Below are 12,609 nucleotides of genomic sequence, written 5' to 3' on the forward strand. Positions count from 1 at the left end.
GGAGACATGCGCGAGCCCGCGCCCCCGGCACGCTATGACGATCTGCGCGCGCTGTTCCTCAACTGCACGCTCAAGCGCAGCGGCGAGGAGTCGCATACCGAACGCCTGATCCATGTGGCCGCAGGCGTGATGCGCGCGCAGTCGGTGCAGGTGGAAGTCGAGCGGCCGGCCGATCTGGAACTGGCACCCGGCGTGCAGCCGGACATGACCGAACATGGTTTCGTCCGCGACGACTGGCCGGCGCTATCGCAAAAGGTGCTGGCCGCCGACATCCTGGTGCTGTGCACGCCGATATGGCTGGGTGAGGAAAGCTCGGTATGCCGGCGGGTGATCGAACGCCTGTACAGCCGATCCGGCGAACTCAACGCGGCCGGCCAGTACCTCTACTATGGCCGCGCCGGTGGCTGCCTGGTAACCGGCAACGAGGACGGCATCAAGCACTGCGCGATGGGCCTGCTGTACGCCCTGCAGCACATCGGCTACGCCATTCCGCCGCAAGCCGATGCCGGCTGGATTGGCGAGGCCGGCCCCGGTCCGTCGTATGGCGACGACGGCGCCGGCTACGACAACGATTTCACCCAGCGCAACACCACGTTTATGGCCTGGAACCTGATGCACATGGCGCGCTGGCTGAAGGACGCCGGCGGTTTTCCGGCCCACGGCAACCAGCGCGACCGCTGGGATGCCGGTTGCCGTTTTGGCCATCCGGATCCGGCGCAGCGCTGACAGCGTGCACCGCCGCCGGCGACGACACGACGGCAGCGGCGGAGTTGCGCCCGGCCGCGCCGGTTTCACGCCGGTTCCATGCGCGATGGCTTACACCGTTGGCATCCCAGGGTACCGGAGGCAGGCATGCCCTTTCTGTCAGTGCGCCGTCCCGGTGTTGGTCTGCGCCGCGGCCGCGGCCCGGCATGAGCGGAGGCGAGGCGATGCTCCAGCAGGAGATGCTCCAGCAGGATTTGTGGATCCTCGTGCGCATTGCGGCGGCCATGCTGCTGGGCGGCGTGCTGGGGGTGGAACGCGAGATCGGCCGGCACTCGGCCGGCCTGCGCACGCATATGCTGATCAGCGGCGCGGCGGCGCTGATTGTCGGGCTGGGCGACATCATTGCCCAGCATTTCACCCAGGAGCAGTACCGCGAGCTGCTGCGCGTGGATCCGGTGCGCTTGATCGAAGCGGTGGTCGCGGCGGTGGGCTTCGTCGGCGGCGGCACCATCCTGCGCTCGGGCCGGGGCGATCATGTGCGCGGCCTCACCACCGCCAGCTCGCTGCTGATGGCAGCGGCCATCGGCATCGCCGCCGGCTTGGGCAACTATGTGCTGGCGTTGGGCGCGTCGCTGCTGTGCGTGGCGGTACTGGCGGTGTTCCGCCGCTTCGAACGCGCGGTGGTTCCGCCGAAAGGCGACTGACAGCCAGGCGCGGTGCGGGCGGCCATCTGAGCGATGGCGCGCCCGCCGTTCAGGCCACCTGCACCATCCGCAACGGATCGCTCCATTGCTTCAGCAGTTCGGCTTCGCGGGCCTTGGCCTTGCGCAGGTGCGCTTCCTTGACGTGGCCGTAGCCGCGGATGTGCTCGGGAATGCTGGCGATTTCCACCGCCAGCGGCAGATTGCCGGCATCCAGCGACTCCAGCAGATCGGCCACCGTCTTCTCGTAGCTGGCAATCAGCTGGCGTTCGCCCTTGCGTTCTTCGGTGTAGCCAAAGACGTCCAGTGCGCTGCCGCGCAGGAAGCGCAGCTTTGCCATCAGCTTGAAGGCGGTGAACATCCAGGGACCGTACTCCTTCTTGATCAGGCGGCCCTGGGCATCCTTCCTGGCCAGCAGCGGCGGCGCCAGATGGAAGCGCAGCGTGTAGTCGCCGTCGAACTGCTGCTGCAGGCGGCGCTGGAATTCGCCGCTGGTATACAGCCGCGCCACCTCGTATTCGTCCTTGTAGGCCATCAGCTTGAAGAAATAGCGGGCCACCGCTTCGGTCAGCGCGGTCGAACCCGGCGCCTTCAGATTTTCTGCTGCGCGAACCCGGGCGACCAGATCGGTGTAGCGTTTGCCGTAGGCGGCGTTCTGGTAGTCGCCGAGGAAGGCGGAACGGCGCGCGATCAGTTCGTCCAATGAACGCGACAGGCGCAGATCGTCCAGCGGCAGGAACGCCACGCCATTGCCGTTGCCGTTGCCCTCGGGCAGGCCGCGCAGTTCGCTCTCGTTGCCGGGGTTGCGCGGGGCGGCGTTGGCGCCCCACTCGGCGCTTTCCCATTCGCCCGGCGGCAGGATCTGCAGGTTGCGCGGGGTGCGCTCGCTTTCGGTCTGGGTGTTGCGGATCAGTCCGGCCGCTTCCTGTACCGCCTGCGGGTTCGCCACGGCCAGGCGGCCCCAGGCGAAGGCCCGCTTGTTCATTTCGATGGCCGCGGCGTTCAGTTCCACCGCACGCATGATGGCCTCGAAGGAAATCGGCACCAGGCCCTGCTGCCAGGCATAGCCCAGCATGAACAGGTTGGCGGCGATGGCATCGCCCATCAGGGCGGTGGCCAGTTGCGTTGCGTCCACCAGCATCGGATCGCGGCCGCCCAGCGCGACCTTGACCCCGGCGATGATGTCGGTGGCGGGGAACTGCATGTCCGGATGGGTGGTAAAGGTGCCCGGCATGGCTTCGTAGGTGTTGAGCACTACGTGCGAGCGTTCGCCGCGCACCTTGGACAGCGCCCAGTAGTCGTTGACCACCACCATGTCGCAGCCCAGCACCAGGTCGGCTTCGCCGGCGGCGATGCGTACGGCGTGGATGTCCTCCGGCGTGCGCGCGATGCGGATGTGCGTGGTCACCGCGCCGCCCTTCTGCGCCAGGCCGGTCTGGTCCAGCACGCTGGCGCCCTTGCCTTCCAGATGGCCGGCCATGCCCAGCAGCGCGCCGATGGTGACCACGCCGGTGCCGCCGACGCCGGTGATCAGGATGTTCCACGGTTGCGCGAGGTCGGATTTGAAAGCCGGCGCAGGCAGCGCATCGAACAGCGACGCGGCATCCGGCCCGCCTTTGCCCGGTGCGCCGCCCTTGCGCGGCGTGCCGCCGTGCACGGTGACGAAGCTGGGGCAGAAACCGCTCACGCAGCTGTAGTCCTTGTTGCAGTTGGACTGGTCGATTTCGCGCTTGCGGCCGAACTCGGTTTCCTTGGGCAGCACCGAAACGCAGAAGCTTTTCACCCCGCAGTCGCCGCAGCCTTCGCAGACCAGCGTGTTGATGGTCACCCGCTTCTGCGGGTCGACCATCTTGCCGCGCTTGCGGCGGCGGCGTTTCTCGGTGGCGCAGACCTGGTCGTAGATCAGGATCGACACGCCCTTCACTTCGCGCAGCCGCTTCTGCACCTCGTCCAGTCGCTTGCGGTCGAAGAACTCCACGCCGGACGGGAAGATCTCCGGCTGGCTCCACTTGCCGATCTCGTCGCTGACCACGACGATCGTCTGCACGCCTTCGGCGCGCATCATGTGCGCGATCTGCGGCACGCTCAGCGTGCCGTCCACCGGCTGGCCGCCGGTCATCGCCACCGCGTCGTTGTAGAGGATCTTGTAGGTGATGTTGACGCCGGTGGCCACCGACTGGCGCACCGCCAGCGAGCCGGAATGGAAGAAGGTGCCGTCGCCCAGGTTCTGGAACACATGCTGGGTTTCGGTGAACGGCGCCTGCCCGGACCAGGTGACGCCTTCGCCGCCCATGTGGGTGAAGGTGTCGGTGCTGCGGTCCATCCACGTCACCATGTAGTGGCAGCCGATGCCGCCCAGCGCGCGCGAACCTTCCGGCACCACCGTGGAGGTGTTGTGCGGGCAGCCGCTGCAGTAATGCGGCACGCGCGGGAAATTGGCGCGCGGCAACGCCAGTTCGGCTTCCTTCTCGGCCATCCAGCGCAGCCGCTGTTCGATCGACTCGTTGCTGGCCGAGCTTGATTGAAGCAGGCGCTGGATGCGGCGGCCGATGACGCCGGCGATGGTGGCCGGGGTCAGCTCGCCGGTGGATGGCAGGATCCATTCGCCGGCCTCGTCGTACTTGCCGACGATGGACGGGCGCTGGCCCGCGCTGGCTGGCCAGTTGTAGAACTGTTCCTTCATCTGCCGCTCGATGAAGGCGCGCTTTTCCTCCACCACGACGATGTCTTCCAGGCCGTGGGCGAAGTTGGCGATGCCCTGCGGCTCCAGCGGCCAGGTCATGCCCACCTTGTAGACGCGGATGCCGATGTCGGCGCAGGCCCGCTCGTCCAGGCCCAGGTATTCCAGTGCCTGCAGTACGTCCAGGTAGCTCTTGCCGGTGGTGACGATGCCCAGCCGCGCGCGCGGCGAGTCCAGCACGATGCGGTCGATCCGGTTGACGCGCGCGAAGGCCTGCGCCGCCTTCACCGCATAGCGGTGCAGGCGCATTTCCTGATCCAGCGGCGGATCCGGCCAGCGGATGTTGAGGCCGCCGGCGGGCAGGTCGAAATCCTCCGGCAGCAGGATCTGCCGGGCGAACGGGTTCACTTCCACCGAGGCGGACGATTCCACCGTTTCGGCGATGGTCTTGAAGCCCACCCAGCGGCCGGTGTAGCGGCTCATCGCCCAGCCGACCAGGCCCAGATCCAGGATGTCCTGCACGCCGGCCGGGTTGAGGATCGGCATCATCGCACTGACGAATTCGTCTTCCGAGCCATGCGGCAGGGTCGAACTGCGGCAGGCGTGGTCGTCGGCGGCCAGCGCCAGCACGCCGCCGTGGCGGGACGTACCGGCGGCGTTGCCGTGCTTGAACACGTCGCCGCAGCGGTCCACGCCCGGACCCTTGCCGTACCACATCGCATACACGCCATCGACCTTGGCGCCGGGGAACAGGTTGGTCTGCTGGGTGCCCCAGACCATGGTCGCGCCCAGATCCTCATTGAGGCCGGGAATGAACTTGACCGCGGCGGCTTCCAGGTGCTTCTTGGCCCGCCACAGCTCCAGATCGAAGCCGCCCAGCGGGCTGCCGCGGTAGCCGCTGATGAAGCCGGCCGTGTTCAGCCCGGCGGCCTGGTCGCGCAGGCGCTGCATCAGCGGCAGCCGCACCAGCGCCTGCACGCCGCTCAGGTAGATGCGCCCGTCGGTGCGCAGGTACTTGTGCTCCAGCGTGTAGTCGTTGTCCAGCACGCCGATCTGCGGCGTGTTGGAGGAGGAAGGGGAGGTCAGTTCGGCGGTGCTGATCATGGCTGGCCTGTAGCTGGCGCGGCCCGCCCGGTGGCAGCGGACACGAAGGATGCGAATTGTAACAGCGGGGTTTCTGTGACCGGCTCCTCTGCCAATTTGTGCGCTGCAGCGGTTACGATAGCGGTTGGGGAGGATGGTAGTAGTCGGGGGACTGCGCGATGACATCGAAGAAACACTTGCTGGCCTGCGTGCTGGCGCTGTGCGCTTTTGCCGCGAATGCGCAGCATGTGCCCAAGCCCAAAGAGTTCTATTTCGACGAGGACCGCGGCGTCAACGGCCCGATCGTGCTGATCAAAGGAGAGGGCGAAGCCTTGGTCCAGGAGCTGGTCAAGGCGCGCGAGCGTGGCCGCAAGTCGCTGGAAGCCACCGCCCAGCTGGCCCATGTGGCCATCAGCGACAATCGCGTCGAGCTGGGCAAGTCGCTTTACCAGCAGGCGCTCAACAGCACCCAGGCCGGCAGTTCGATCTGGCGCGCGATCAGCTGGAACTACGGCTGGGACCTGTACCGGCTGGGCGAATACCAGCCGGCGCTGCAGCAGTGGGCCGGCCTGGTGCCGCCGGTGGGAGCGCCATCCTGGATGCCGCCGACGCTGGCGTTGGGCCTGTGGAGCGCGGATCGCAAGAGCGAGGCGGTGGACTGGTTCGCCGCCGCGGTGCGCACCGAGCCCGCCCGCTGGAGCAATCCGGCCAACTTCCCGGCCTTGCTGCCGGACTGGCGCGAAGAAGACCGCGCCAGGCTGGCGGAAGTGCATGCGGCGTGGCTGGCCAATCCGCCTGCCTGGCCGTAACCGGGTGCTGCTGTCCGCTCCGACCAAGGCGCGTCGACCCTTGACCGGCGCGGCACGCTTCGCCGACACCTGCCGGAGAGCCGCTGGCTGATGCGGCCCGCAGAACCGCTTTTGCTGCGGGAGCGGCTCAATAGGTTCTAACATCGGCAGGTGAAGGCGCGCGTCGGGCGCGCCAACGGTCCTTCGCCATGCGCGTATTGCTGTTCTGTTCCGTCCTGTCGCTGATCCTGCCGGCCGCGGCCGCCGACCGCATCGCCGGCCGCGATTTCGCCACCCGCTCCGAAGTCATCGCCCCGCATGCGATGGCGGCCACTTCGCATCCGCTGGCCACCCAGATCGCGCTGGACGTTATGAAGGCCGGCGGCAGCGCGGTCGATGCGGCCATCGCCGCCAATGCCGCGCTGGGACTGATGGAGCCGACCGGCAACGGCATCGGCGGCGACCTGTTCGCCATCGTCTGGGACCCTAAAACGAAGAAACTGCACGGCTACAACGGCTCGGGCCGTTCGCCGAAATCGCTGACCCTGGAATACTTCCAGCAGCAGGGCATCACCGACATCCCGCCGCATGGGCCGCTGCCGGTCAGCGTGCCGGGCACGGTCGATGGCTGGTTCGCGCTGCATGGCCGCTTCGGCAAGCTGCCGATGCCGCAGGTGCTGGCGCCGACCATCCGCTACGCGCGGCAAGGCCATCCGGTGCACCAGACCATCGCCTACTACTGGGGCCTGTCGGTGCCGCGACTGTCGAAGTGGCCGGGTTTCAAAGAGCAGTTCACCATCGACGGCCGCGCCCCGCGCGTGGGCGAGCTGTGGAAGAACCCGCACCTGGCCGATACCCTGCAGAAGATCGCCGCCGGCGGCCGCGATGCGTTCTACAAGGGCGATATCGCCCGCACCATCGATGCCTACTTCAAGGCCAATGGCGGCTTTCTGAGCTATGAGGATCTGGCCAGCCACCAGGGCGAATGGGTCGAGCCGGTCAGCACCAACTACCGCGGCTACGACGTCTGGGAACTGCCGCCCAACGGCCAGGGCATCGCCGCATTGCAGATGCTCAACGTGCTGGAAGGCTACGATTTCAGCAGGATTCCGTTCGGCAGCGCCGAGCATCTGCATCTGCTGGTCGAGGCCAAGAAACTGGCCTTTGCCGACCGCGCGCGCTGGTATGCCGATCCGGCGTTCCAGCCGGCGCCGGTCGCCAGACTCGTCTCCAAGCCGTACGCGGCCGAACGGCGCAAGCTGATTGCGCGCGACAAGGTGCTGCGCGAAGTGCAGCCGGGCACGCCGAAGGAACTGCAGGAAGGCGACACCATCTACCTGACCACCGCCGACAAGGACGGCATGATGGTTTCGCTGATCCAGTCCAACTACCGCGGCATGGGCAGCGGCATGGCGCCGCCGGGACTGGGTTTCATCCTGCAGGACCGCGGCGAGATGTTCGTGCTGCAGGAAGGCCATCCCAACAGCTTCGAGCCGGGCAAGCGGCCGTTCCAGACCATCATTCCGGCCTTCATCACCAAGGACGGCAAGCCGTTCGCCAGCTTCGGCGTGATGGGCGGGGCGATGCAGCCGCAGGGGCATGTGCAGATCGTGATGAACCTGGTCGACTTCGGCATGAACCTGCAGGAAGCCGGCGACGCCCCGCGGCTGCAGCATGACGGCTCAACCGAACCGACCGGGCAGAACACCATGATGAGCGACGGCGGCGTGGTGCAGCTGGAGTCGGGTTTCCCGTACGAAACCGTGCGCGGCCTGATGAGTCTGGGCCACCACGTCGAATGGGCGCTGGGCCCGTACGGCGGCTACCAGGCCATCCGCCGCGACCCGGATACCGGCGTGTACTACGGCGCCAGCGAAAGCCGCAAGGACGGGCAGGCGGCGGGGTATTGAGGCAACGGGCGCGGTGACACAGTGATAGACAATGTTGAGGTTTGCACCCAATCGATAGATATAGCGGCCTACCCAACGAACGGGCTCAACGGCTCCAGAACTTCCACCACGCCTTTTTGTAGATGGCGATGTTGCCATTTGTGTCGACTAGTCCGAACTGGAGACGGGCAAGCTCCATTGCTGAATCCAATTCGTAACCTTTGGGTGGACGACCCAGTTTGTGTTTCAGGACCGCGAAGGAAAGGTCACGTAGCGATGGAGCCGTCAGAAGCCAAGTGTCAGGTGATCGTTCTTTGGTTATTGCCTGATAAGCAGTCCCAGACAGGATCCGTGGCGGATGTCCCTGCAGCAACCCGCGCTTCACGATCATGTAAAGGTCACTTAGGTACAGCAAGAAGTCGACGGCCTCATCTTGGTACTCATCCAACATGTTTTTGAGTTGCTCATGATCGACCCCGGAATTCACCTTGGGTGCGGCGGCAGTCTGCTGGCTGCCGGCGGCAAACTTGGCAGGGGCCGGTGCGTTGGGCCGAGTAGAGGAGAAATCGAAATCCGTCATGGGCAAGTTCTTGCCATAGAAATCGGTGACGTCGAACTCCTGGACCAACTCCTCGCCATTGGCAGCAGCATAGGAAACTTGGTCAATCATTCGCCCTTCGCGATTGATGGTCACCACACGACCTTTCTTAACCGGACCCCAAGCTGCCGCTAGCACCGGCTCGACAGCCGAAATCATCGCCGGACCGCATGGCAGGCCAGGGCGCATGCTCAGGCTGATCACTTCCTTTCCGAACTGGTTGGGTAAGGGCAGATCGATTCCCCAGTCCTCAGCCAGGACCTTGAACAGCGCGGTGCGGTAGGCGTAATCACGCATGTTGCGAGAAACCGCCGTCGGGGAGGCCGCGATCAGCTTGAGGGCATCGCGTTCAGGTAGCTGCTTCTTGCCCGTGCGGTGCAGGATGTCGATGAACCCGAACAGCTCATCGGTGGCGCCGTTGATAGCTGCAATGTTCTCCCGGGTGGGAAGGAAGGGGGGAACGTAATTGCCAAGGGATAGATCGGTACCTGTGAGCGTCACGGAGAAAAACCACTGGTCAGGCTGATCCGTTTCCACGGTCAGCAGTGCGGTGAATTGAGAACTGCGCGCCTCATGAATCGTATAGCGGTCCAACGCCCAGAACTGGGTTACCTCGAACGGCTTGTAGAACGTCGGCATGGCTCCTCCTGATCGACCTCGGTCGGCTGCACGGCAGGAAAATTCAGCAGTGAGTTTGCACCAGAAGGTGTCGGCGAGCTAACAGCTCGTAGGATGGGCGCTGGGCCCGTATGGTGGCTACCAAGCCATCCGCAGTGATGCCGATTACGGCGTGTACTTCGGTGACAGAGGTTTGTCAAATAATGCGAACAAGTTTTGGTGCAATGGAGCCCAATTCCCAAAGGACTTTACAGCAGCGTAGCTAGCTCAGGTGGCCAAGGTGGTTGAACCTGTTTGCTGGCCATTAATTATCTAGCGATTTATTCAGATAAGAATGCTTCATTTGCGCTTTCAGGGGGCCGCATGACTAATATCGATGTGATTAGACAGACTTTGGCGCGCATGGACGATGATGAGCTTCTAGCGCGATGGAAGAGCGGACTGTTCAGTGACGATGCCGCACCACTGGCGCGCGCCGAGATGGCACTTCGTGGAATGATTGTCTCGCAGGAGGCGCATCCCTCTGAAGATCAAGGCGTGACTAGAAAAAACAAAGGCGCACGTGCTTGGCTGGTGAATACTCTATTGTTCGTTGTCTGCGTAGTAGTGACGGGCGTGGTCTTCTCGAAAGGAAATCCACTTCATGTCATATCGGTGGTTATAACGAATCCAACTATTTTTCTTGACGTGTTTGCGGAGGGACTTGGAACGTTCTTAGTTTTCTTCGCGATTGGTGGCATCGCGGAAATGGCAATTGCGCTCATAAGTCGTCGTCGTCCTGCATTCCGATACTGCCTTATGTGGGCAGCAGGTGTGCTATTTCTGGTGTTCTTTAGCACCTTTTTATCGAAGGCCTGACTGGTCCGAAATATAAATCGATTAGGCGCGAATCACACCAGATCCAACGGCTTGGAGTTGTAGAAGAGGTGCAAGCAAATTGGCCATATGCGGGGAGAACGCGGCTGGGTCAAGGGTTGCGACGTCAGCCGTTGCTCGGATTAGTTGGCTTATCTCATTAAGAGAGAGAGAAACAACGTAGTCATGGCGAGAACCTCCGGTGAAGTCTTTCACGCGGTTCTGAATAATCTGCGCCGACATGTTGTCGTTATTCCATTTGAATTTTGGCGCCTGGAATTCAATACTTGAAATGCCGTGGAATGCTCCAGAGCCATGCCTGTCAATCTTCATGCGATCTCCTGTTGACGATGAAGTAGGTTCTTATTTACCACGCTGGCTGCTTGAGTTGAAACGGCTGAAGTCGTCGGCTGGCTTCAGCCCGCGTAGCCCAAGCAAGGCGGAACCGCCATAGGCGATTCCGTCGCACGCTTGTCAATGCTTCAATACATCAGCGCAGGCTATTGTGGAACCGAGCAATTGTTCTTGTAGGAGCGACGTCAGTCGCGATGGGACTTTACGGGGAAAGCTTCATCGCGACTGACGTCGCTCCTACAAGAAAAGGTTCGATGCCGTTCTTTGTTCAGAGGTCGAAGCCCAGCAGCAGCGGGTCGTGGTCGGAGCTGCGCCAGGGCACGGAGGCGTCGCCTTCGGCATAGCCTTCGCGCTTGGCTTCGTCGGCATTGCTGTGCCACTCGGCGGCGCCGCGCAGCTTGCCGGCCAGCGCCGGGCTGAGCAGGGCGTGATCGAGCCGGCCGGTCAGGCCGTTGTAGACGTAGCTGTAGGGCTGCCCGACGCCGGCCTGGGCGAACGCGTCGACCCAGCCGGCGTCGCGCAGCCAGCGGACCGGGTCTTCCATCGCATAGGCGTTGAAGTCGCCCAGCAGCACGGTCAAGCCGCTGCCGCTGCCGCTGCCGGTGGGGTCGGTCTTGAGCCAGGCATCCAGCCGCTGCGCCGAATCCAGCCGCAACGCGTTCCAGCAGCCCTGCCCATCCTTCTGATCCGCATCGGGCCCCGTCGCTTCCGAACAGCCCTTGGACTTGAAGTGATTGGCCACAACCACCAGCGGCTTGCCGCCGCGCGCCGGCACGAACGCCTGCGCCAGCGGCGCCCGGCTGCGTTCGCCGAACGGGCCGCCTTCCAGCACCGCCGGCTTGCCGCGCAGGCGCACCTGGCCGCCGCGGTAGATCAGCCCGACCCGGATCGCATCCGGTCCGGGGCCGCTGCCGGTATCGACGAAGCGCCAGTCGCCGCCGCCGGCATTGAGCGCATCGACCAGCTGCGCCAGGCTCGATTCGGGCCCGTAGCCGTCGTTCTCCAGTTCCATCAGTGCGGCGATGTCCGGATCCAGCGCGCGGATCGTCGCCACCAGCTTGGCGGTCTGCGCCTGCAGCTGCTGCAAGGTCCTGGCTCCGCGCTGGGTCGGGAAGCCACCGCCGCGGCCGTCGCCGTTGAACAGGTTTTCCAGATTGAATGCCGCCACGCGCAGGCGGCCCTGCACGTGCGGCGGCGCCGGGCGTTCGGGCGCGGCGGTCGCCAGCGGCGCGGTCAACTGCAATCGGTAGCCACCGTGGCGCTGGTCCACGATGCCCTGCACGCCGGTCAGCATGCTGCCGGTGCGTAGCGGCTGGCCGTCCGTCACGTACCAGACTGCGGCGGGATCGCGCTCGGCGCTGCCATCGTCCAGCAGCAGCCGGCGGCGTTCGTTGTCGGCGGTCACGCGGGTGAATTCGGCGCTGCCGGGCGCGGCCACTTCGCTGGGCTGCCACAGGCGGCCGCCGAAACTGGCGGTCAGTTCGCCGAAGCGGCCCAGTGCGTCGGTGCCGCTGAGGGTGAGGGGCGCGGCGATGCGCACCTGCATGCCTTCCCAGGGTTCCCACTGCGGGGGCAACGCGTCGATCACGGCCAGCGGTACCGGGGCCGTGCCGCGCTTTTCGATGGCCGGCGCATGCAACGCGGTGAGCGTGCCCTCGCCGCCGGCCTTGCGCTCGCCGACGATGCCATGCACCCGCACGCGATCGCCTACCGACACGGCGGGCGCGCCTTCTTCGACGGCGACGAAGATCGCATCGGACGTGGCCGCATCGCCGTCGCCGGCATCCTGCATGAAGAAGCCGCCCAGACCCGCGATGAAGGCACCGGTGACCACGCCTTCCACAACGACGGCGCGGCCTTCCATGGAACTGCGCGCGCCCGCCCCCTGCACCTGGCCGATGGGGATCGCCGCGCCGGCGTGCGGCGTGGCGGCGCAGGCGGGCAGGGCGAGCGGGATCGATAGGGCAAAGGCGAGCAGGGGGCGCAAGGACGTCATCGTGGGCGGACCGGGAAACCTGGAGGCAAGGGTAAACGGACTGCGTGACGGGCAGGCAGGCGGAGACGTGCAGATTCGCAAACCGACGTAGGTGGGCCTTGGCCCACCATGACCACGCACCGCCTGCGGAGAGAATCATTGAAAGCGGTTGGCCTCCTTCGCCGGCCATTCGTTTCGATGGAAGCATGGCGGTGGTGGGCCAAGGCCTGAGGTATCCCCACAAATTCTTCTTCGCCCACTTCCGGGGAGCTCGGCTTCGGCGAGAGTCGCCGACCGTCAGGCTGGGGGTGCTCCGCCCTCCTGACGACATCGTGTCTTTAACTCGGGCCGCAGGCTCGTTCC

General features: G+C 65.0%; 9 protein-coding genes. 5 read left to right on the forward strand and 4 right to left on the reverse strand.

The annotated features are described in order from the left end of the window. Positions 1-6: 6 nt before the first annotated feature. Together CRO39_RS18980 and CRO39_RS18985 are read left to right on the forward strand one after the other, a co-directional pair. Entirely contained in the window at positions 7-726 is a 720-nt protein-coding gene (locus CRO39_RS18980; protein WP_097123543.1) for a flavodoxin family protein, read from the forward strand. 203 nt (positions 727-929) lie between these two features. Next, a complete protein-coding gene (locus tag CRO39_RS18985; RefSeq protein WP_244904270.1) occupies positions 930-1,409 on the forward strand; it encodes an MgtC/SapB family protein in 480 nt (159 codons plus the stop codon). A gap of 49 nt (positions 1,410-1,458) precedes the next feature. Here the strand turns inward: CRO39_RS18985 and CRO39_RS18990 are convergent, their stop codons facing one another. Further along, entirely contained in the window at positions 1,459-5,190 is a 3,732-nt protein-coding gene (locus CRO39_RS18990) for an indolepyruvate ferredoxin oxidoreductase family protein (RefSeq protein WP_097123544.1), read from the reverse strand. A 158-nt stretch (positions 5,191-5,348) separates the two neighbouring features. Here CRO39_RS18990 and CRO39_RS18995 point away from each other — a divergent pair, with 158 nt between their 5' ends. Both CRO39_RS18995 and ggt read left to right on the forward strand, forming a co-directional pair. Then, positions 5,349-5,978, forward strand: a complete 630-nt coding sequence (locus tag CRO39_RS18995; RefSeq protein ID WP_097123545.1) for a hypothetical protein — start codon at positions 5,349-5,351, stop codon at positions 5,976-5,978. 188 nt (positions 5,979-6,166) lie between these two features. Continuing rightward, a complete protein-coding gene (gene ggt / locus CRO39_RS19000) occupies positions 6,167-7,867 on the forward strand; it encodes a gamma-glutamyltransferase (RefSeq protein WP_097123546.1) in 1,701 nt (566 codons plus the stop codon). 85 nt (positions 7,868-7,952) lie between these two features. Here the strand turns inward: ggt and CRO39_RS19005 are convergent, their stop codons facing one another. After that, positions 7,953-9,083 (reverse strand): hypothetical protein, encoded by a 1,131-nt coding sequence (locus CRO39_RS19005; protein WP_097123547.1) that lies wholly within the window; start codon positions 9,081-9,083, stop codon positions 7,953-7,955. Between the two features lie 342 nt (positions 9,084-9,425). Here CRO39_RS19005 and CRO39_RS20640 point away from each other — a divergent pair, with 342 nt between their 5' ends. Further along, entirely contained in the window at positions 9,426-9,920 is a 495-nt protein-coding gene (locus tag CRO39_RS20640) for a hypothetical protein (protein WP_141400866.1), read from the forward strand. Between the two features lie 21 nt (positions 9,921-9,941). Here the strand turns inward: CRO39_RS20640 and CRO39_RS20645 are convergent, their stop codons facing one another. Both CRO39_RS20645 and CRO39_RS19010 read right to left on the reverse strand, forming a co-directional pair. After that, positions 9,942-10,250, reverse strand: a complete 309-nt coding sequence (locus CRO39_RS20645; protein ID WP_141400867.1) for a hypothetical protein — start codon at positions 10,248-10,250, stop codon at positions 9,942-9,944. Between the two features lie 289 nt (positions 10,251-10,539). Next, positions 10,540-12,267, reverse strand: coding sequence for an ExeM/NucH family extracellular endonuclease (locus CRO39_RS19010; protein ID WP_097123548.1), 1,728 nt, complete (start codon positions 12,265-12,267; stop codon positions 10,540-10,542). Between the last annotated feature and the right edge of the window lie 342 nt (positions 12,268-12,609).

The organism is Pseudoxanthomonas wuyuanensis (genome assembly GCF_900215535.1).
In the GTDB taxonomy this organism is placed as follows: Bacteria; Pseudomonadota; Gammaproteobacteria; order Xanthomonadales; family Xanthomonadaceae; genus Pseudoxanthomonas_A; species Pseudoxanthomonas_A wuyuanensis.

Excerpts from the sequence above, each read along its gene's own strand:
- CRO39_RS18980 (WP_097123543.1), top strand. The coding sequence starts at position 7 with ATGCGCGAGCCCGCGCCCCCGGCACGCTATGACGATCTGCGCGCGCTG.
- CRO39_RS18985 (WP_244904270.1), top strand. The coding sequence starts at position 930 with ATGCTCCAGCAGGAGATGCTCCAGCAGGATTTGTGGATCCTCGTGCGC.
- CRO39_RS18990 (WP_097123544.1), bottom strand. The coding sequence starts at position 5,190 with ATGATCAGCACCGCCGAACTGACCTCCCCTTCCTCCTCCAACACGCCG.
- CRO39_RS18995 (WP_097123545.1), top strand. The coding sequence starts at position 5,349 with ATGACATCGAAGAAACACTTGCTGGCCTGCGTGCTGGCGCTGTGCGCT.
- ggt (WP_097123546.1), top strand. The coding sequence starts at position 6,167 with ATGCGCGTATTGCTGTTCTGTTCCGTCCTGTCGCTGATCCTGCCGGCC.
- CRO39_RS19005 (WP_097123547.1), bottom strand. The coding sequence starts at position 9,083 with ATGCCGACGTTCTACAAGCCGTTCGAGGTAACCCAGTTCTGGGCGTTG.
- CRO39_RS20640 (WP_141400866.1), top strand. The coding sequence starts at position 9,426 with ATGACTAATATCGATGTGATTAGACAGACTTTGGCGCGCATGGACGAT.
- CRO39_RS20645 (WP_141400867.1), bottom strand. The coding sequence starts at position 10,250 with ATGAAGATTGACAGGCATGGCTCTGGAGCATTCCACGGCATTTCAAGT.
- CRO39_RS19010 (WP_097123548.1), bottom strand. The coding sequence starts at position 12,267 with ATGACGTCCTTGCGCCCCCTGCTCGCCTTTGCCCTATCGATCCCGCTC.